The sequence below is a fragment of the Pontibacter korlensis genome (genome assembly GCF_000973725.1).
Taxonomy (GTDB): Bacteria; Bacteroidota; Bacteroidia; order Cytophagales; family Hymenobacteraceae; genus Pontibacter; species Pontibacter korlensis.
The window spans coordinates 1,490,161-1,510,759 of sequence record NZ_CP009621.1 but is presented as its reverse complement, the minus strand read 5'-3'; the positions used below and the strand labels follow the sequence as shown (position 1 = coordinate 1,510,759).

The 20,599-nt window shown below is 47.1% G+C and carries 17 protein-coding genes; 5 read left to right on the top strand and 12 right to left on the bottom strand.

Features of this window, described 5'->3' with window-relative positions; genetic code table 11:
- Positions 1–77 precede the first annotated feature (77 nt).
- Positions 78–1,301: an IS4 family transposase gene (locus PKOR_RS06365; RefSeq protein ID WP_235337294.1), complete on the top strand. Its 1,224-nt coding sequence runs from the start codon at positions 78–80 to the stop codon at positions 1,299–1,301.
- A gap of 67 nt (positions 1,302–1,368) precedes the next feature.
- Here PKOR_RS06365 and PKOR_RS06360 read toward each other — a convergent pair whose 3' ends face one another.
- The 9 genes from PKOR_RS06360 to PKOR_RS06320 form a co-directional block, all read right to left on the bottom strand.
- A complete protein-coding gene (locus PKOR_RS06360; protein WP_046309782.1) occupies positions 1,369–2,979 on the bottom strand; it encodes an Ig-like domain-containing domain in 1,611 nt (536 codons plus the stop codon).
- Positions 2,980–3,054: 75 nt separating this feature from the next.
- The gene (locus tag PKOR_RS06355; RefSeq protein ID WP_046309781.1) at positions 3,055–3,942 is read right to left on the bottom strand and encodes a class I SAM-dependent methyltransferase; all 888 of its coding nucleotides are present in this window, start codon (positions 3,940–3,942) and stop codon (positions 3,055–3,057) included.
- Positions 3,943–5,805 (bottom strand): tRNA uridine-5-carboxymethylaminomethyl(34) synthesis enzyme MnmG, encoded by a 1,863-nt coding sequence (gene mnmG / locus PKOR_RS06350; RefSeq protein ID WP_046309779.1) that lies wholly within the window; start codon positions 5,803–5,805, stop codon positions 3,943–3,945.
- A 64-nt stretch (positions 5,806–5,869) separates the two neighbouring features.
- Complete coding sequence (ybeY, locus tag PKOR_RS06345) at positions 5,870–6,298, bottom strand: rRNA maturation RNase YbeY (RefSeq protein WP_046309777.1); 429 nt, start codon at positions 6,296–6,298, stop codon at positions 5,870–5,872.
- On the bottom strand, positions 6,282–6,707 hold the full coding sequence (locus PKOR_RS06340; RefSeq protein ID WP_046309776.1) for an ATP-binding protein: 426 nt from the start codon (positions 6,705–6,707) through the stop codon (positions 6,282–6,284). The genes ybeY and PKOR_RS06340 overlap by 17 nt, the downstream gene beginning before the upstream one ends.
- Before the next feature lie 31 nt (positions 6,708–6,738).
- Complete coding sequence (locus PKOR_RS06335; RefSeq protein ID WP_046309774.1) at positions 6,739–10,047, bottom strand: DUF4175 family protein; 3,309 nt, start codon at positions 10,045–10,047, stop codon at positions 6,739–6,741.
- Between the two features lie 141 nt (positions 10,048–10,188).
- Positions 10,189–10,950: an exodeoxyribonuclease III gene (locus PKOR_RS06330; protein WP_046309773.1), complete on the bottom strand. Its 762-nt coding sequence runs from the start codon at positions 10,948–10,950 to the stop codon at positions 10,189–10,191.
- A gap of 172 nt (positions 10,951–11,122) precedes the next feature.
- Positions 11,123–11,485, bottom strand: a complete 363-nt coding sequence (locus PKOR_RS06325) for a hypothetical protein (RefSeq protein ID WP_046309771.1) — start codon at positions 11,483–11,485, stop codon at positions 11,123–11,125.
- A 103-nt stretch (positions 11,486–11,588) separates the two neighbouring features.
- The gene (locus PKOR_RS06320) at positions 11,589–11,942 is read right to left on the bottom strand and encodes a carboxymuconolactone decarboxylase family protein (RefSeq protein ID WP_046309770.1); all 354 of its coding nucleotides are present in this window, start codon (positions 11,940–11,942) and stop codon (positions 11,589–11,591) included.
- Between the two features lie 95 nt (positions 11,943–12,037).
- Here PKOR_RS06320 and PKOR_RS25510 point away from each other — a divergent pair, with 95 nt between their 5' ends.
- The 3 genes from PKOR_RS25510 to PKOR_RS06310 all read left to right on the top strand — a co-directional run bounded on the left by PKOR_RS25510 (position 12,038) and on the right by PKOR_RS06310 (position 14,370).
- Positions 12,038–12,376 (top strand): hypothetical protein, encoded by a 339-nt coding sequence (locus tag PKOR_RS25510; RefSeq protein WP_235337292.1) that lies wholly within the window; start codon positions 12,038–12,040, stop codon positions 12,374–12,376.
- A gap of 176 nt (positions 12,377–12,552) precedes the next feature.
- Entirely contained in the window at positions 12,553–12,717 is a 165-nt protein-coding gene (locus tag PKOR_RS25505; RefSeq protein WP_235337290.1) for a ComF family protein, read from the top strand.
- Positions 12,718–12,828: 111 nt separating this feature from the next.
- Positions 12,829–14,370, top strand: coding sequence for a malate:quinone oxidoreductase (locus tag PKOR_RS06310; RefSeq protein ID WP_415837221.1), 1,542 nt, complete (start codon positions 12,829–12,831; stop codon positions 14,368–14,370).
- A 195-nt stretch (positions 14,371–14,565) separates the two neighbouring features.
- Here the strand turns inward: PKOR_RS06310 and PKOR_RS06305 are convergent, their stop codons facing one another.
- The 3 genes from PKOR_RS06305 to PKOR_RS06295 all read right to left on the bottom strand — a co-directional run bounded on the left by PKOR_RS06305 (position 14,566) and on the right by PKOR_RS06295 (position 17,419).
- A complete protein-coding gene (locus PKOR_RS06305) occupies positions 14,566–15,042 on the bottom strand; it encodes a DUF4265 domain-containing protein (protein ID WP_046309767.1) in 477 nt (158 codons plus the stop codon).
- A gap of 67 nt (positions 15,043–15,109) precedes the next feature.
- The gene (gene gldJ / locus PKOR_RS06300; protein WP_046309766.1) at positions 15,110–16,336 is read right to left on the bottom strand and encodes a gliding motility lipoprotein GldJ; all 1,227 of its coding nucleotides are present in this window, start codon (positions 16,334–16,336) and stop codon (positions 15,110–15,112) included.
- A 63-nt stretch (positions 16,337–16,399) separates the two neighbouring features.
- Positions 16,400–17,419 carry a PorP/SprF family type IX secretion system membrane protein gene (locus tag PKOR_RS06295; protein ID WP_046309765.1) on the bottom strand — a complete coding sequence of 340 codons (1,020 nt, stop codon included), beginning with the start codon at positions 17,417–17,419 and terminating at the stop codon, positions 16,400–16,402.
- A gap of 141 nt (positions 17,420–17,560) precedes the next feature.
- Between PKOR_RS06295 and PKOR_RS06290 the strand changes: the two genes are divergently transcribed.
- On the top strand, positions 17,561–20,572 hold the full coding sequence (locus PKOR_RS06290; RefSeq protein WP_046309764.1) for an AsmA family protein: 3,012 nt from the start codon (positions 17,561–17,563) through the stop codon (positions 20,570–20,572).
- Positions 20,573–20,599: the final 27 nt, after the last annotated feature.

Genomic DNA, 20,599 nt, shown 5'->3' with positions numbered 1-20,599 from the left:
TTATTTAGGGGCTTTTTTTCATTTCCTTGACCTCTCTGCTTCTCTTGTTTGTTGTCTTTACAGGCTAAAAGATAAAGATGATGCGCATGTTTAAAGACCACCAGATGAGTGTGAGCCAGCTGCTGGAGCTTATCCCCGAGCAATACCTGGCACAACTCGCTCTTCAAAGCAGGGTAGACCGCTACGCCAAGGTACTCGATGGCCGCAAGATGTTCTACCTCTTGCTCTATGGGATGCTGGAAAACGAGCGGCTCAGCCAGCGGAGCCTGGAAGACACCTTCAACGACCCGCTCTTCAAGCAGCTCTTCCGCCTGGATGCCAGGGAGAGCGTGCGGCGGAGCTCTATCTCAGAACGGCTCTCTAGGATAGATGCGCACTACTTCAGCCAGATTTATGAATGCATCTATGAGCAGTATGCCGGCCTGTATTCAGAGTGTGAGCGGCAAAGGCACCTGTTGGTCCGCGTGGACAGCACCCTTGTCAGTGACACGGCCGGCAGGCTGCAAAGCAGCGTAGGGCATGCAAGCGGCAGGAAGGCAGTCCAATACACCGTGGCCTTTGATGGGGTGCTGCCCTGCAGCGCCCAGGCCTTCAGCGAGCGCAGCTATAACAGCGAGGAGGTGGCCCTGTCCCACCTGGTCTGGCAGCATGCCAGGAAGGAGGCTGGCCACAAAAACCTGTATGTGCTGGACCGGGGCCTGCAATCGGCCCAAAGCCTGGCGGCCTTTGAGGCGCAGCAGGTGCGCTTTGTCTGCCGGGTGAAGGAAAACCGCAAGTATGAGCGCAAGGCCAACCTGCTTGAGCCAGGACAGCAGACAGACCTGGGCGAAGGGGTGCTGAGGAGCGATCAGCTCGTCAGGCTTTACTGCGGCAAGCCCATCCACAACAAGAAAGGAAACATCCATTACCGGGAAAGCCTGCTGGAGCAGGATTTCCGCCTCCTCATCGTGGAAAGCAAGCAGGACCCAAAGCAGCGCTACTGGCTGTTGACCAATGCCCTGCAGATGCCTGCTGAAGAGGTAGCCAAGGCCTACCGGCGCAGGTGGGACATGGAGGTGTTCTTTCGCTTCTTTAAGCAGGAGCTCAACCTGAGCCACTTGGTCTCGCTCAACCAAAACGGCATAGAGGTGATGCTCTACATGACCCTGATTGTGGCCATGCTGCTGCTTATCTACAAACAGGCCAACGCCATTGGCTACAAAACGGCCAAACGCAGGTTTGCTATGGAAGTCAGAAACCTGGCCATTGCCATCATTGTGGCAGAGTGCGGTGGGGACTTGGACAAACTCTTTAAAACATAAAAAAGTGGTCGGAATTTCTTCCGACCACTCCTGGGGCCACCTCTCCTTTTTTTGTTCGCTGTACTTTTTAGAAACTCAAATCTAAATTTTCAACTTCCCAGTTCGCTCTAATTTCTACTAGCTCTGGGTACAGATAAACTGGCTCAGGCTGCTTCTCAAAATTAGGATCTGCTTTCTCCCATTTGCCATTGTTGTTCTCGTCTATGAGTACACGCAGGTAGTAGTTGCCTGGTGCTATATTCCTAAACCTGTAGTTTTTTCCTGCTCTACGTTCTTCTACTAATTTATATTCGCTTGTCAGGAGCTGTAAAGTATAAGATGGATATGTCGTGTTGATGCTTCCGCTCAATGTACCTGTTCCTTTACCTTCGGCTACTGCTATTTGTAGTTGTGGTAAGGAGAGAGGCTCGCCTTGTAGTGGTTGTATGGCAGTGGTGTCTAATACTACATTAACTTGCCTAATGCGGTTGTTGATGTTTGGAAGATTAAAGCGTAGTTCTGTGTTTGTTCTGTCTAAGCTTATTTGTTCCGGGTACTGTAGCTCCTGCACCACCACACTGTCCGCCATTAGCTTCAACGGTGCTTTGCCCGTTATTCTCACAGGTGTTTGAAGTTCTACCACAACTTCCTGTCCTACCCTATATCCTCCGTTTTGGCCATTGTTCATAACTCTTAACGCAGCACCTTTTACTGTGTTGGCTATCTTACCCTCAAACACAATATCAAGTGTGTCTGAGGTGATATTACCCGAAGAATCAACAGCTGCTAGTATGGTTTTTCCACCGTTGAAATTGTCTGTTTTGAACAGCTCTACAGCTTTGCCATCCACAGATACTCTGCTCGTCAAAGTGTCCTTTCCGGCTACTGGCATTGCCGTGAATTGTTGAAGCCCTTCGTTATAGCTGGCGATAAATCTATCAATAAATTTTCCGCGGGTAAGTAGTATAGGCTTCTTTGTATCTATGCGTACCGTTTGTAGTCTTACTGAATCTGTGGTCGGAGTTACTGTGATCGGCTTGGCGATGTAAGCTATTCTTTCTTCTTCTGAATCGTAAAAGCTGTTATTGTTCTTGTCTACTAAAGCATACATGCGGTAGTTTCCTTCCTTCACATTCTGCATACTAAAGTTTCCTTGTGCATCAGTATTTGTCAAGTAATACGGCCTGTTCTTCCTTACACTTAATGTATCATCTGCTCTATATAGTAACACCAGCGCTTCCTTTTCCGGTGTTTGTTTTAGCAGGTTTACTACAGTTCCGCTCACTCTGCTGGAGTCTATGAACGAGCCTGTGCTGAACGACAATCGGAGGTTTTGCGCCTTGTTCTTTTCTGTAATGTCTGTAATACCTTGCCTGAAGTTGAAGGTATAAGTGGTGCTATCCTCCAGTGGTTTTTCGAACTCCAGCGTCATCGTAGTTTTGTTTGTGATCACCTTGTACGGGTTGTTGATATTTGGCGTGATCAGGAGCTCTTTATTTAGCGTATTCTGCTGAACCTCTTCATCAAACTCCAGTATGATGGTGCGGGTATCCACATTTAGTTGCTGGTCTTTTGGTGTACTTCTTATCAGTTTTGGTGGTACCTCATCCTTTGGTCCACCATCTGGTGGACTCTGTGTGGCGCAGGCTGCCACACCTGCTACGATGCCTGCTGAAATCAGTGCTCTTAATAGCTTCATGTGCTGTAGGTCTTTAAATCAAAATAGGCAAACTTTCGCTTGCCTATCTTATTCTTCACGCAAATTAGGTGTATTTTATTTTCTTTTCGCTACAAAAATCAGGCTTGAGTAATCGTTGCCGTTCTTCTCTGCATAGCTGTTAGATCGGTAGCCATTCATGACGCTGCTGATCATTTTTGCCTTACCCTGCTTATGCTTTTCGCTCAACATGCTAACATAGTAGGCATCGAACTTCATTGGCAGTACTTCTTCAAGCTGCATTTTATGCTTCTTCAGGAAGCGCTTCATAGTTGGTTGAGTAAAGTGGTACAGATGCCTTGGCACATCGTAGGCTGCCCAGTTCTCCTTATACTCTTGCGCATCATGCGAGTCTGCATTCGGTACGGCAATAACCAGTGTGCCATCATCCTGCAGACACTCCAGGAGTTGAGTCATGGTTTCGTTGAGGGTATGAATATGCTCCAGTACATGCCAGAGTGTTATCACCTCATACTTCTCCCCTTCAATGTCTTCCAAGGTTGCCGCAATTATTTCTCCTGTATTCTCGGCAGCTTGCTCACGGGCTTTTGTGTTCGGCTCCACTCCTCTTATTTCCCAGTTATCTTTCTTACATGCTGCTAGAAAATTTCCGGTGCCACAACCGTAGTCCAGGATGCTGCCCTTTACCGGTGCATACCTGTTGATAAGCTCTACTTTTTGCTTGGTTGTGATAGATCGTACCACATGGTACGCTCTGTTGATAATTCCTGAAGTTGTGTTTGAATGCGAAATGTATTCTTCTGATTCATAGTACCTGCCTATGCTTTCTGCATTCGGTCTAGGGTTTGTGAATTTGAACGTACAGTTCTCACATTCCACAATTACAAAGCTCTCTTTCGATACAGCGTTGTCGTTTACTACTAAAAAGTTTTTAAAGGTTTCTTTGCCACAGATAGGGCATTGTTCCAGTCTTTCGTAGCTCATTTATTTTCCCAGGTATACCATTAACACCGATATGTCTGCCGGCGACACGCCACTGATTCTTGATGCCTGACCTATAGTTTCCGGCTCAACTTTCAGTAGCTTCTCCTTAGCTTCTTTAGATAACGCAGGTATGTCGCGGTAGTTAATTTTGCCTTTGATGTTATAGTTTTCTAACTCGCTCATCTTAGCAGCCATGGCATGTTCTTTCTCAATGTAGGTTTCATACTTTACCTGTATGCCTGCCTGCTCTACACTTTCTTGCTTGAACTTGCTAAGGTACTCTCCTACCGCTGGTACTGCTTTTGCTATCTCTTCAATTTCTACGTTAGGTCGTTTTATTAACTGACCCGCACGCTGCTTTTCTGCTATTGGCGCAGAGCCTAATTCTTCCAGTTTACTGTTGATTTCTCCTGGCTCAATCGGCTTATTATTTAAGTATGCAATGATCTCTGCGGTTTCAGCTATCTTCTTATCCACAGCTTGCATCCTGCTTTCATCAGCCAAACCAAGCTCATATCCAAGCTTTGTCAGACGGATATCTGCATTGTCCTGGCGAAGTAAAATTCGATGCTCGGCTCTTGAAGTAAACATACGGTACGGCTCGTCTGTACCTTTATTTACCAGGTCATCTATTAGCACGCCTATGTATGCTTCAGATCTCTTTAGTATGAACGGTGCTTTCTCATTTATCTTGTTGTGAGCGTTAATGGCTGCCATCAACCCCTGGCAAGCCGCTTCTTCATAACCAGTCGTACCGTTTATCTGGCCTGCAAAGTACAGGTTCTGTACCAGCTTTGTTTCCAGCGTCAGGTTAAGCTGTGTTGGTGGGAAGAAGTCATACTCTATGGCGTACCCAGGACGGAACATCTTCGCGTTTTCGAAGCCTTCTATTTTTCGCAAAGCCTCATACTGCACATTCTCTGGAAGCGAGCTAGAGAAACCGTTTACGTATACCTCTACTGTGTTCCATCCTTCCGGCTCTACGAAAATCTGGTGACGGGTACGGTCTGCAAAGCGGTTTATCTTATCTTCTATACTTGGGCAGTAGCGTGGTCCCAAACCTTGGATGCGGCCCTGGAACATTGGCGATTTCTCAAATCCTGTTTTAAGGATTTCATGCACCTCAGGATTAGTATAAGTAATGTAGCAGCTGCGTTGCTGTGCCAGTGACTGCGTTTCTGTGAAGGAGAACTTGCTTGGGTTTTCATCGCCAAACTGTTCCTCCATTTTGCTGTAGTCCAACGAGCGTCCATCAACACGTGGAGGTGTTCCTGTTTTCATACGACCAGCCTCGAAGCCTAACTCTACCAGTTGCTCGGTTATTCCTTTCGCTGCCTTTTCTGCTGAGCGGCCACCACCCATCTGCTTCTCGCCTATGTGGATAATGCCATTCAAAAATGTACCATTCGTTAAGATAACGGCCTTTCCACGTATAGTTATCCCCAAGCTGGTGCGTACTCCTACAGCCTTCCCTCCTTTAACTTCAATGCCTGTTATCATCTCTTGCCAGAAGTCTACGTTCTCCGTTTGCTCCAGGCTCAGGCGCCAAGCCTCCGCAAAACGCATGCGGTCGCTCTGTGCGCGTGGGCTCCACATAGCTGGACCTTTTGATTTGTTCAGCATGCGGAACTGGATCATGGTTTGATCAGTAATGATGCCGCTCATGCCACCAAGAGCATCTATCTCACGAACAATCTGCCCCTTTGCCACACCACCCATAGCTGGGTTGCATGACATCTGTGCAATTGTGTTCATGTTCATGGTTGCCAGCAGCACCTTCGAACCCATCTTTGCTGCAGCCGCCGCGGCTTCACAGCCTGCGTGCCCAGCACCAACAACTATAATATCGTATTCTGGAAACATGTATTCTGGTTTTAGAGATGTTTCACGTGAAACATCTACAGAGGATTGGTAATTCCGTTTAAGACTAAAATTTCCGCAAAGATAAAGAAGAATCTTCTTCTTTACGCATAAGTGCCTCTTGCTCTTTTGTCTTATCCTTGAAACCGAGTAGGTGAAGTACCCCATGTATGATTACGCGGTGCAGCTCGTCTTCAAAAGTAGTGCCGTGGTCGGTAGCATTATCACGCACTCGATCTACGCTTATAAAAATATCACCTTCAATGATGCCTTCGAAGTCGGCATTATTGAAGGTGATAATATCTGTGAGAGTGTCGTGATCTAAATACTCAACATTAATCTCGTGGAGGTAATCATCGGAGCAGAAGATGTAGGTAAGGCCGCTTAGCTCTTGTCCATGATGATCAATTACGTCTGCAATCCACTCCGATACTTGCTCTGGGTTGTTTAGCTCGAAATCAATGTCCTCGCTAAAAAACTCAATTGGAAGATCCATTCTGGGAAGGAGGTATGTTAAAAATTAGCTGTACTTTTTTGCCTTCGTCTAAAAAGTTAACCTCATCGCACAGGTTACGCATCAAGAAGATGCCGCGTCCACCAGGGTTCTCCAGGTTTTCAGGTGCAGTTGGGTCGGGCAGGTGTTCGTAATCAAAGCCAGGACCTTCGTCAGCAACTTCAAACAGCAATTTGTTCTCTTCTACCTGCAGCGTTAAGTAAACGTTTTTGTCTTTGTCAAACTTGTTGCCGTGGCGGATAGCATTGTTCACAGATTCCGTTACAGCAACCATGATGTTGCCGTATATGTCATCTTCAAACTCAAATTCATCTTTGGAGTTGTCGATAAAGCTCTCTATTACTCTGATGTTTTCGATTAGGGAAGGAATCTGAATTTTAACCTGATTCATATTAATCGTTAAGTGTAAAAATAGGTGCTTGTTATTTGCTAATATTTTGGAAGTACTCGTTTACCTTTTGCTTATAGTATGGTGAAAGCGCAGGTGGTATGGTTTTTAGCAATTCCGTTTGTTTCTCTTTTGCCTTTAAATATTTCTCGAATGACGGCGGCACTTTCCGTGCGATCTCCTCAGCGGTTTTTGCTTCACGTTTATTATCCAACTCCCTTTCCTTCGCAGCCTTCTCAGCCTCAAGTAAGCGAGTAAGGATTTCGCGCTGACGTTTGATGGTCTGCTCGGTCAAACGTTTATTAACGAGATCAGTTTCGCTTTGTTCCATCATCTTACTAATATTTCCCAGTTCGCCATTCTGCCCCTTTTCGCCAGGTTTTTTACCCTGTTTCTCCAGTTCTTTCAGGGCGTTCCGGAGAGCCTCCTGCTCCGCAGCCAATTTAGCTAATTCTTCAGAAAGAGCCTTACCCGACTTGCCTCCTTTTTTCAGATCTTCGATTTTTTTGTTCAATTGTTGTTGCAGTTCTCCCATGTTGCCTGGCATTGGCTTGTCACCCTTCTGTTTTCCGGCCATACCTCCCTGCATCTGCTGCATGGCCTGCTGCATTTGTTTCAGGGCATCGTTCAGCATTAGGGCCAGGTTATTCATGCTGGTCATGGCTAACTGCTGCTGTCCGGTGGCTTTACCTAAGTTTCGGCTTCGGAGTTCCTCCATACTATTGTCCATACTCTGGTTCATGGCGGCTACCTCGCGCGTAACAAACGATTCGATCTGGAAGACCTTTTTAGCGAGTGCGAACAGGCTGTCTTCAATTACCTGTGCATTGTCGCGGAGGTTCAGCTGCCGCTGCGAAAGTTCTACAAAGCGAGGGTCGCTCTGGTTGACGCTACGGAACTGCTTCATCAACTCCTCCTGGTCAAAGGAAAGAGTAATCAGGTTCTCCAATAAATCGCGAAGGTTATCGAGGTTCTGCTGCATGCCAGACATGCTCATGCTACTCTTCATCTGCTCCATCTGCTGCGCCATTTGTTGCATCTTCTGCCCTGCCTTCTTCTGCGATTCGCTGGCTTTCTGGTTTTGATTCTTCTGAAGCTGCTCCTGGCTCTGCTGCATATCCTGCTCAATACTTTGCTGCTCCTGTTGCTGTTGTTCCTCGTTCATCTGGTTCGGGTTGTCCAGTTTATTGTTGAGGTCTTTCAGCTCCTTCATCTGCTCTTTTACATCCTCAAAGTCCTGCTGCAGCTCTTTCTGTTCTTCCTGCAGTTGTTGGTTGCTTTCCTGCTTCTGCTCTGTTTTCTGGGCTAGCTGTTGCTCCTTCTCTCCCATCTCCTCCAGTTTGTTGGCAATATTGTCTAGCTTTTGCTCAAACTGAAGTTGCTTGAAGAGCTCCAGGGCGCGCTCAAGTTCTCGCTCTAAATTCTTCTCACGGTTATCCAGTTTGCTCAGTAGTTTTTGTAGCTCTGTATCGTTCGGCTGCTGCTGCTGCAGGAGCTTTTCCAATTCTTCGTAAAGTTTCTTTGTCTCAGGGTCCAGGAGGTCGTTCATGAGCTTTTGTAGTTCCTGTGCCTTTTCTGCCAGCTGTTGGTTTGGCTCGTTCAGCATATTCTGCTTTTTATTAAGCTCCTCGAACAGCTCCTTCATGGAGTTTATATCCTGCTCCAACTGCTTCTTCTTCGCGGCCAAGTCTTCCAGCTGTTTCTTATCCTGCCAATTCAGGTTGCGCTTTGTCTTCATCTTTTCTTCTGATTTAGACAACTCGCGCTCCAGCTGGCTCGCCCGCTCAAGTGTTTTGCTCATCTGGCTTGCTACCGACTGAGAGTTGCTATCCAGTTCTTTCTGCAGCTCACGCTTATCAGGCACCTTTAACTCGTAGGTGCGGGTACGGCTGCTTTTAGGGCCACGGATACCGTCGTTGTCCCATACCTGCACAAAGTACTCGAGCTTGTCACCGGGCTGAAGATTAAGAGCGGCAGTGTTCCATTGGTAGTAATATGTTTGGCTAAGCTGCTGGTTTAGCGGCAGTGCCTGGCTCTTATACTTTGCCTGCGGATTCTTGCTGTTGTTAACGCGGTAAAACAAAGCTAGGCGTGTCAGGCCATAATCATCAGCTACATCTCCACCTAATATCATATAAGAGTACAGGGCGGTATCCTGGTACTGCTCTAAAGATATTTGCGGGTTTCGGTCAGGTATGGCAGTAATTTGGTAGTTAATCAGCTCTTTATTGCTGCTGTGCTCGTTTCGAAGGCTAATGCTGTAGTTTTGGCTTTGGCTAAAAGTTTTGGTGGCGGCAAAGGTGTTGCCGTCCTTCTGTGCAACCAGCGTTTGCGCAGGCTCTGCAAAAGCTAATTTTACACTGTCAGTCTCAGAGGTGGAGAAATTCCAGATGATGGTGCTACCTTCCGGTATAGTGGCATTTCCCGTGTTCTGTATCTCTTCCGGCTTGCGCTTTAAGTAGGCCGGGTACCGCACCAGCATCCGAAAGTCCTTTAGGTTAGGGCGCGAGAGCAGGTCTAAAGTATAGTTATCAGAGAAGAAGCCAGATCCCTCTAGTTGAAAATTAACTGGGCGCTGTAATTGCTTGAAGGTATAAGAATAGCTGCCGTCTGCGTTCTGGCTTAGCTTCTGTCGGCGGCCGTTGTAGTTAATATATACTTCACTAGGGACAGCTTTTCCCTCTACTGCCACCTGTAGTTTAAAATCTTCTCCCCTGTAGGTTTGCAGCCCCTCGTTCTGTAGGATAAAGTTGAAAGGAGCCTGCGGGGTGTAATGCGTTTTGTAGTTGATGATGCGCTCGGTGCCCTGCACAAATATAGCTGGGTATAGCAGCATAATCAGGAAAGCCACAAAGGCCGGCAGAGCAATGTACTTCATCAATGGCTTGTTTTCGCGGTACGAAACAGCCTCCTTGAACTTGAAAGACAAAAGCTGCTGGCTGCGCTGTGCTATACTTGCTCGGATGAGTTCGTTGGACCTGTCCTGCTGTTGTAGCTGAATTGCATTGAGCAGTTTGTCCCGAATCTCAGGAAAATGGGCCCCCACCTGCTGTGCCGCTTGTTCATCTGACAGAATCCGCCGAAGACGCACAAGCGCAGTGATGGGCAAAGCTATCCAACGAACAAAAACATAAAGAACAGCTGCTACAAACGAGAACAGCAGGAAGGCACGCACATATTCAGGGAAATAGAACATGTACTCCAACAAGCTGTAAACTATATAAACAGAAAGCAGGAGCCCAACCGCAAAAATACCTCCCCGCAACAGCATGTTGAGGTAGAATTTCTGCTTGAACTCCTGCAATTGATGCAGCAACTGATCGAGTGCATCGGTATGTTTCATGTCTTGCTATTACAATGTTAAGGCATGGCGGCTACAGTTGTAAGTTAACCAAATCTATCTAACGTTCTATACTACAGCAGGTAAAATGTGTAGTTGCTACAAATATAACAGAAACAGGTTATGCTTTAGTATATACCTCCCCTACTCCAGCTCAAGCAGCACCGGGCAATGGTCAGAGTGCTTTGCTTCGGTAAGTATAGCGGAACGCTTCAGGCGGCCGCGAAGGTTTTCGGTTGCCATGTTATAGTCAATACGCCAGCCCAGATTTTTGTTGCGTGCGCCGGCTCGATAACTCCACCATGTATAGTTGTGTGGCTCCTGGTTAAAGTGTCTGAAAGTATCGATAAAGCCAGTGCCAATTAGCTTACTCATCCACTCGCGTTCTTCTGGTAAAAAGCCTGAGCTTTTAGCATTCGATTTCGGGTTGTGGATGTCGATTGCCTTATGGCAGATATTGTAGTCGCCGCTCACCACCAGTCCCGGTAATGTCTCTTTCAGGTCTCCTATATATCCGTGAAAATCATCCATCCACTGAAACTTGAAATTCTGACGCTCTTCACCGCTCGAGCCTGAAGGCATATATACGCTCATTACAGAAACATCGCCGTAGTCGGCACGAAGAACGCGGCCTTCTACATCGTAGCACTCAATGCCACAACCTACCTCCACGTGCTGCGGTTTCTCTTTAGAAAGTATAGCCACACCACTGTAGCCTTTCTTTACTGCCGGATGCAGGTACACATGGTATCCCATATCCTCAAACAGCGCTTTATCAAATTTAGATTCATCGGCTTTGATTTCCTGCAGGCAAAGCACATCAGGGTTGGCGGCCTTAAGCCAGGTATCAAAGCCTTTGGTAACGGCGGCACGAATGCCATTTACATTATAGGTGATAATTTTCATGCGTGAATATTGCGACACGCGTAGCATGTATCAGGTAACACGACTTTACTTCTTCCCTGAGTCTTTGGTGAGAAGCAACAGCGATGTGACAAGTATAAAGTTGATGATTTTATACTTCATAAAGCAAAGCTGAGTAAAGTTGAAGGTCGAGACAAGTGCTACGGGTGTCGTACTACGTATTTGGGTTCTGAATTTCGTTGAACTTGTTAAAATACTCGATCACGTGCCACTTGAGCATTTTCTCTTGCTCCTTCAGGTTAGCAAAAGGTATAGACTTAACAGCTTTGAAATGTGGCCAGCCTTCTTCATCGCGGCCGGTAAACTCGTAGTAGCCAGACAGGCTGAAGACACGGCAGGTAGCAATGTGCATCAGGTCCTGCTTCTCTTCTTTGGTAAACTCCCTGACACCCATGCCTAGTTCCTGAATCCCGATCAGAAACAGGATAGCGTTCATGTCTGGCTTTTTGCCAAAGCGCTTCATCAGATCGGCCCTAAGCTGAGTCCAGTTATGTTCCAGGTTTTCGCTATCGTACATAGGGTTAGCTATTAAATTGATGGACTGTTAAATTGTTGGTCCGCATGAAGTATAAATCCATAATTTGGGAGCCGACAATTTAACAGTGTAGCCATCTAAAAATTTATTCAGCAGAGCCTCTCTCTTTCAGTTCTTCCCAATATTCCACTGCGCGGCGGAAGTGGGGGATCACAATAGAGCCGCCTACCAGGTTGGCGATGGAAGAAACCTCCATAAACTGCTCGTCTGTTACGCCCTCCTCGTAGCACTTGCCTACGTGATACTTAATGCAATCGTCGCAGCGCAGTACCATAGAGGCCACTAAGCCCAGCATCTCTTTTGTTTTTACGTCAAGAGCACCCTCCATATAAGTGTTGGTGTCGAGGTTAAAGAAACGCTTGATTACTTTATTGTCGTAAGACATAATGCGCTCGTTCATGCGCGTGCGGTAGTCGTTAAATTCTTCTACTAAGCTCATTGTTAGGTATTCTTGTTAAAGATGGCTGTAAAATTAGTCCAAGTATAAAGTTACACGAAAATCATCAGAATACCTTAAACCACAAGCTGCTGCCAATGTTTGAAGACCTGTTGAGTTTGCTGTTTCCTGAGAGTTGCTACGCCTGCGACGGGGCACTGGCGCGTGGTGAAAAGTATATTTGCACCAACTGCAGCATAAAATTGCCTTACACAGGTTTTCATGTGTATGGTGCTACCAAGTTACACCCGCTACAGCGGTGGGGTAAGGTACCTGTGCGATTTGCTTTTTCTTACCTGTACTTTGTGCCTAAGGGAAGGGTGCAGCGGCTGCTACACCGCCTCAAGTACAAAGGAGCGCAGGAAATGGGCGAGCACCTGGGGCAACGGTATGGCTCCCTTCTATCCGACCACCAATATAATAGCCACTTTATGTGATTGTGCCTGTGCCGCTACACAAGTATAAATTGAGGCGCAGAGGCTATAACCAAGCAAGGTGTTTTGCCAAAGGACTTGCTCAAGGTATGAGCCTGCCCTACCAAAGCAATGCATAGATGCGGAATATTGATACCAGCACTCAAACAAGTAAAAGCCGCCTCGACCGCTGGTAAAACGTGGAGCAGGAGTTTCAAGTAGTAAAGCCGGAACAGGTACAAAGAAAGCATGTGCTGCTTGTAGACGATGTGCTGACCACAGGGGCTACTTTGGAAGCCTGTGCACGTGCGCTTTTGATGGCAGGTGCCTCAGAAGTAAGTATTGCTACTATTGCAGCTGCTTAGCAAATTTTTGAATGTTACTAGCCTTCGGCCATGATTTAGAAGGATTTTCGCCAAGTATACTTTATTTTCGTAGCAGATAAACTATGGTAGCAGCCTCTGAGGTTGCCCACCTTGGAAATAAGAAGACTAACTATGATAAAGAAAAAAGACACTGCAGAACACACTGGGGCGGATGTGGTGCTGATTGGAGCAGGTATCATGAGTGCTACACTCGGCATGATGCTAAAGGAACTGCAGCCGAACCTTAAAATAGAAGTGTTCGAGCGGCTGGATGTAGCTGCTGCTGAAAGCTCCGATGCCTGGAACAACGCTGGTACCGGCCACTCTGCTTTTTGCGAATTGAATTACACCCCTGAGAAGCCTGATGGCTCTATAGACATTTCAAAAGCAGTTAATATTGCCGAAGCGTTTGAGATCTCTAAGCAGTTTTGGGCTTACCTGATCAAGAACAATATCATTGAACTGCCTACCTCTTTTATAAAGAATATACCGCACATGAGCTTTGTGTGGGGGCAGGATAATGTGAACTACCTGCGTAAACGCTACGAAGCCATGGTGAAGTGTCACCTTTTTGATGACATGGCCTACTCTGAAGAACGTTCTCAGATTGAAGAATGGATTCCGCTGGTGATGGAAGGCAGGAGTAATAAGGAGGTTGTAGCTGCCACACGTATGGACTTAGGTACAGATGTGAACTTCGGCGCCCTTACACGCAGCATGTTCAGCCATTTGCAGGAAGAGAGCGACGTGATAATGCACTTCAGCCATGAAGTAAGAAAATTACGCCAACTGGAGGACGGGCGCTGGCGCCTGAGGGTTAAAGACCTGCAAACCGGGCAAAAGCGTGATGTATACACCCGCTACGTGTTCATTGGTGCTGGTGGCGGAGCATTAAGGCTTTTGGAAAAGTCTGATATACCAGAAGGTAAAGGTTACGGAGGCTTCCCGGTAAGTGGCCAGTGGCTTAAGTGTACAAACCGCGAGGTGATAGAACGGCACAGTGCAAAAGTATACGGTAAGGCTGCAGTGGGCTCACCGCCCATGTCAGTACCTCACCTGGATACACGTTTCATCAATGGTAAGCGTGAACTACTGTTCGGGCCATATGCAGGCTTCTCTACAAAGTTCTTGAAGAAGGGCTCCTTCCTGGATCTTCCAAGATCAATAAAGCCTGGAAACTTACGGCCAATGCTTTCGGCAGGTATACAAAACCTGGCCCTGACAAAGTATCTGATAGACCAGGTTCGCCAGTCTCCAGAAGAAAGGTTGGAGTCGCTTAGAGCTTATTTCCCTAATGCTAAGGCAGAGGACTGGAAATTAGAAGTGGCAGGTCAGCGTGTACAGATTATCAAACGCGATCCTGTAAAAGGCGGCGTGCTGGAGTTCGGTACAGAAGTGGTAAGTGGCGGTGGCTGTACATTGGCAGCATTGCTAGGTGCCTCGCCAGGTGCCTCAACAGCTGTATCAATTATGCTGGGCTTGCTGGAGCGTTGCTTCATGCATCGTATCAACACAGACCAGTGGCAGGCTAAACTAAAAGAGATGATCCCTTCATATGGTCAATCTCTTGCCGAAGATCCTGCACTTCTTGATCGTGTTCGTTCATACACAAGCGAAGTGCTGGGTCTTGTGCCAGCTGTAGAAAAGGAGTAGGCTAGATCAAAGTAGAAAGAGCGGCAGGAGAATCTGATTATGGCCTCTCCTGCCGCTCTTCATTCATGAATTTGTTCCAGGCTCTACATGTAGCAACGTAGCTTTAGTCTTTATCTGTAAAAAGCCGCGCCTCTGGTTATTCTATCGAGAACCGGAGGCGCGGCTTTTTATTTATAGAGTTGTTAGCTATCTATGTTAACTACTTGTCTGCTCGCGGTGCACATCTGAAAGGGCAGGTTCTGCATATTCAATCTCCTCCTGTGCTTCCAGGTCGTCTAGTAGTTCCTTCACCACAGCATAGTTAATGTTCAGAGGTACCTCTAGTACAAAAAAGTCCTCGTTCACTTCCTCTGATACGCATCCGAGCTCTGCGAACTTTTTGCGTAGTTGTAGTAGTGGCGTGTCATCATTCTGGCGGATAACCTGGACCGTAGAATTACCTGACGGCGTTACTGTCTCCTTGTACAGCAGCCCCTCCTCCATTGTATCGTAAATGGCACGTACTATATCCTCGGTGGCAATCAATGGCACGTAAGACGGAATACTATCAATCTTGTACAAGCCTTCATTAGCGTCTACCTCAAGTGCCCACAGTACCTCAACCATTTCGCGGTTAAACACTTCGCTGAAGAAGCGGAAAATGATTTTGTGGCCTTGCTTCGTTTCGTTCATACTCAGTATATAAAGTAAAAAGCCCGAAGCGTGAGCCCGGGCTTTTTATATGAAGATAATTTAGATCTTACTTGTTAGAGCCTGCGTTAATCATGGCGCAACGGAAGCCGATAGTGGCTGTTGAAGAATCCTGAGCCATGAAGCGACGAGTACCTGGAGACAACCAGTAAGCTACGTCTTTCCAAGAACCGCCTTTGTAAACGCGAACCTCATCGCTAACCAGTGAGTGGAAGCCCTCGCTTGAGTCGTAGTTAGTAGCCTCATCCTGGAAGCCATCACGACGGAACGGGTTCAAATCTTCTACGTCCTGGAACGAAAGCGGACGGTAAACATCCTGTACCCACTCATTTACGTTACCAGCCATGTTGTAAAGACCGAAGTCGTTTGGGGGGTAAGCGTAGATATAATCCGTAATCATGGCACCATCGTTCAAAGAACCTGCGATACCTGCATAGTCACCACGGCCACGCTTGAAGTTAGCCATGAACTTACCCATCTGCTTACCATATGGGTTACGCACCTGGTGGCCATCCCAAGGATACAGACGACGGTTGTTTTGATTTTCGTCTTCAGTATACTGAGTACCAATCATTGCCTGAGCAGCATATTCCCACTCAGCCTCTGTTGGGAGACGGTAGTTCGGCAATACGTAGCCAGATTCGATAGATGGCTTCTCACCTTCTACTGCCTCTTCGTCGCCGCCACGACCAAACAAACCTCTTCTGCCACCACCGGTAGCTTGCTGTGCAAGAATTGCGTTTACTTTATTTGTACGCCATACGCAGAAGTCGTTAGCTTGTAACCAGCTTACACCAACTACTGGGAAGAAGCGGAAACCTGGATAACGCAGATAATAAGTTACGTATGGGTCGTTAAATGACAATTGCTGAGACCAAACAGTAGTATCTGGCAATGCAGCCTGGTATACTTCTGGCAGAGAGTCACGCTTCAGGTCGTGCAGGTACTCCAACCAGTGGATATTAGCTACCTCTGTTTCGTCCATATAGAAAGAGGCAACAGTTACTGTACGCTCAACATTGTCGCGCGTCATAGCAATATCCTCTTCCATTGAGCCAAGCACGGTGCGGCCACCTTCAATAAAGATAAGACCTGGGCCCTGCGGAAACTCCGCATAATCGGCAACATCGAAAGCATCTTCATCTTCGCCATACTCTGCGCCGGTAGCAGAGCTATAAGCACCAGGGTTGGTACTGGTAGGCTGAGCACCCTTACCACAGGCAGTAAGCAGCATGCCTCCCACAACCGCAGCCGATAAATACTTGATTAACTTCATAAAATGGTACCTAGTTAAGATAAGGTTCTTGTAACGTAGATTAATGTGCAATTATAAATAATATTAGAATGCCGGACAAACAATGCTTCTGTTAATTTTGTTCTTTAAGCGGCTCCTAAACAAATTGTTAATTACAGCTCTTTCAAAAACTAACGAAACCTCGTTTGTGCCACCCACTTCCCTGCTCAGGCCCTTCAGGCCCACATCGTGGCTAAAACCTACCCTGAACTGCTTCAGTTGCAGACCTGCTATAACGGACAAGGATTGGTCCTGGTTAGTTCCACCTGTAACTGGCACTCCTTTATATATTAACCCTAACGTCAAGGGAGTGTATTTAGTGTATAAGCCAATATCTAATCTTTTAGCATTATGCTGATGTATAAAAGTGGCTGTTGGCGTAAAGCTCAATTCAAACAGCCTTCCCTGCTCTTCGTATGACCGTGCGTAGAATTTATAGCCAGCTATAGCCGTAAAACGTATTGGCAATTCTGTTTCCTGGGCTAGCTCGTAAGTTGGTTTGTTTAGGTGTGCTACTGTTAGGCCTGCCCAAAACTGGTCAGAGTGTATAAGTCCGCCAACACTAAAATCAACATAAGTATTTGGTGCGAAGTTGTTTGCCTCCGCTGAAGTAAGTGACACCATGCCGTTGTCAGAAAGTTGATCGCCGAACACAAGGTTGTTGTAATCCAAGCGCAGGGAGGCTATACTTGCCTGCAATCCGGCAGACATGGCCCAGTTGCTGCTGATGTTGGTGTGATAGGCATAGCCCAGGCTACCCTGTAATTTTTTCAGGCCACCCACGCCGGCACGGTCCTGCTGTAGTAGAAGGCTAATTGCACTTTTCGAATCGGGTATCCGTAAGTCAGCTGCCAGTGAGTTTGTAATAAAGGAGCCATTCAGCGCAGGCCATTGTTTACGGTGTGAGAGGGCTACGCTCCAGCTATAGTCAAGGCCAGCAAAAGCAGGGTTCAGGTACAGGCGGTTAGCGTATTGCTGTGTGTGCTGCACTTCCTGGGCTACGGAACTACAGGCCCACAGGCAGGCTATGTACATCAGAAATATCTTTTTAAAACCTGCGCCCATGCTGTGCAATTTTATCTCTATGCTGCTGTTAACTTAATGCAAATGCGTCTGTTATGAAAGCTAAGAATAAAGTAGCACGATTTTAGCTATAATTACATAGCTTAGCTATCACAACTGTAAAAACACCAAAAACTACTACATATGAAAAAAGTAGCCATTGGCTTTTTTATCTTTTTGGCCCTGTTGCTCGCTGTGGCAGCAGTGGTTCCGCTTCTCTTCAAAGACAAGATAAAGCAGACCCTGGACAAGGAGATTGCCAAAAATATCAATGCTCAGGTTATTTACGAAACCGATGACGTGAGCCTGTCGCTATTCCGCGACTTTCCTAACCTGTCGCTGGGTGTAGAGAACCTCTCTGTTATTGGCAAAGATTCTTTTGCTACCGATACCCTAGCCCGCATCTCCTCATTTAGAATGGGCCTGAACCTGTTCAGCGTGTTTGGCAATGAGCTAAAGGTAAACTCTATCACGCTGGATAAACCCGTTATCCGCCTGATTGCGCTGAAAAGCGGCAAGGCTAATTGGGACATTATGATAGAAGACACCACTGCCACTGACTTAGAAGCTGACACAGTTGCCTCTGACTTCAATATGGCCATCAAAGGCTGGGAAGTCAACAACGGCACCATTTACTACGACGACCTCAGCATTCCGTTTGGCTTTGCAGCTTATAACGTGCAGCATAGCGGTAGTGGCGATTTTGAGCAGGATGTGTTTGATATGGAGTCTAAGACGACAGCAGAGCGCTTCCTGATGACTTATGATGGCGTTAACTACCTGGAGAATGCTACGTTAGACGCCGACGTGACCATGGCCATGGACCTGAACCAGTCGCTTTATACTTTCAAAGACAACAGCATCCGCATCAACGAGTTTCCCTTCAAGTTTGATGGGGCCATCCTGATGCCGGAGGAGGCCATAGATTTTGACCTGACCTTCAGTGCTACTGAAACTGACTTCCGAAATGTGCTGTCGGTAGTGCCGGGCATGTACAGCGAGCAGTTTGATGATATAAAAACCGGAGGTAAGCTCAGCTTCGATGGTTATTTCAAGGGCCGCATGATCGACACGCTGATGCCAGGCTATGGCGTGGACCTGAAGGTAATAGAGGGTATGTTTAAATATCCTGAACTGCCGGAAGCCGCTCAGAACATCAACATAGATATGAGCGTGGCCAGCAAAGACGGTACCCCGCAGAACACAGACATTAACATTCGCCAGTTCCACATGGATTTGGGTAAGAACCCAATTGATGCCAAGGTGGTGATAAACGGTTTGGAGACGATGAAGGTAGATGGTAACGTGAAGGCTAGTGTAGATCTGGCTGAGCTTACTAAGGTATACCCGGTGGAAGGTATGACCCTGCGCGGTTTGCTGAAGGTAGATGCCGATGCCAAGGGTACCTACTCTGAAACCAGCATGCCTGTGATTGATGCCGACCTGAATCTGAGCAATGGCTATATCAAGTCTAAAGACTTCCCGGCGCCGATTGAGAATCTGAATATGGTAACTAATGTGCGCAACACCACCGGCAATACCGATGATACCCGCATCAGCATAGAGCGCTTTAACATGAGCCTGGATGGGGAGCCGCTGGAAGGGCGTATGCTGATTACAGGTATAGACAAGCCTGCTTTTGACGGCCGCATTAAGGGTGTGCTCGACCTGACAAAGCTGACAAAGATCTTCCCGCAGGAGGGCATGACTGTTTCAGGTAGAATTACTGCTGATGTGGCTGCCAAAGGCAAACTCAGCGATATTGAAGCCGAGAAGTATAACAATGTAACGGCAAACGGTACCATGGCTATCAGCAACCTGAACTTTGTAAGCACTGACCTGCCGCAGGGTATGAATATAGCTCAGGCTAATGCTAATTTCAATAATGAGCGCGTGAGCCTGCAGAATATGAGCGGGCACCTGGGCAAGAGCGATTTCAATGCAAGCGGTACTGTATCTAACTACATCGGCTATGCCTTAGCTAATGACCAGCCGCTGCGTGGTAACTTTAACATCAGCTCGAACACGTTTGATGTAAATGAGTGGATGGTGGATGAGACTTCTGGTGAGCCGGTAGAAGGAACGGAAGAAGGCGTGGTAGGAGTGCCTGCCAACCTTGACCTGGCGCTGAACATAGATGCCAAACAAGTACTATACTCTAATCTGAAGCTAAACAATGTGAGCGGACAGGTGCAGGTGAAGGATCAGATTGCCAAACTGAACAAAGTGACGTTTAACACCTTGGGCGGTACCTTTGCCACCAGCGGTAGCTACAACACACAGAACCTGCAGAAGCCACTGTTCGACATGAAGCTCGATATCCAGAACCTTGGCTTTAAAGAAGCATTCAATGCCTTTAATACGGTGCAGGTGTTCGCTCCTATTGCGAAGCTGCTGGAGGGTAAGTTCTCTACTAACTTTGCCTTTGCCGGCGAGCTTGGCCAGGATATGGTGCCGGTTTTCCAGACACTGGATGGAACAGGCGTTATAAAAGTGCTTCGTGCTGCTGTGCGAGATGTTCCAATTGTTGAAAGGATCAGCAGCCTGACCAACTTCGAGGAGCTGCGCAGCTTCGTAATTGAAAACAAGATGATCGATGCGCAGATAGTAGACGGTAAGTTGGTGGTACAGCCATTTAACCTGAACGTCGGGGATATTGGAATGACAGTAGGTGGTAGCACAGCCACAGACGGTAATATAGATTATGTAACTGCTTTAAGTGTGCCAACAGGCAAGGTGGGGCAACAGCTTAGCTCTAGCCTGACAGGCTTGCTTGGAGGCAACCAAAGCCTGGTAAATGCAGAGCGTGTTACCCTGAAGCTAAACGTGGGAGGCACTTTCAACAATCCGCGAGTAGCATTAGCAGGAGGCTCAGTGAAAGAACAGGCCGCAGATGTAGTGAAAACTGTTGTGCAGAGTAAGCTGAACGATGCGAAGCAGCAGGCAGAGCAGCGTAAGCTGCAACTGCAGGACAGTGTAAACGCGGAGCTTAACCGACAAAAGCAGGAGCTGGAGCGTAAAGCCCAGGAAGAACTGGAGAAAAAGCGTCGTGAAGCCGAGCAGCAGATTAAGAAGCAGGCAGCAGACAAGGTAGGAGGTTTCCTGAAGGGACTAACTAAACCTGCAGCACAGCCTGACACCACCAAAAATCAGTAGACTGAAAAAGGCAGTAAGCCTGTATTG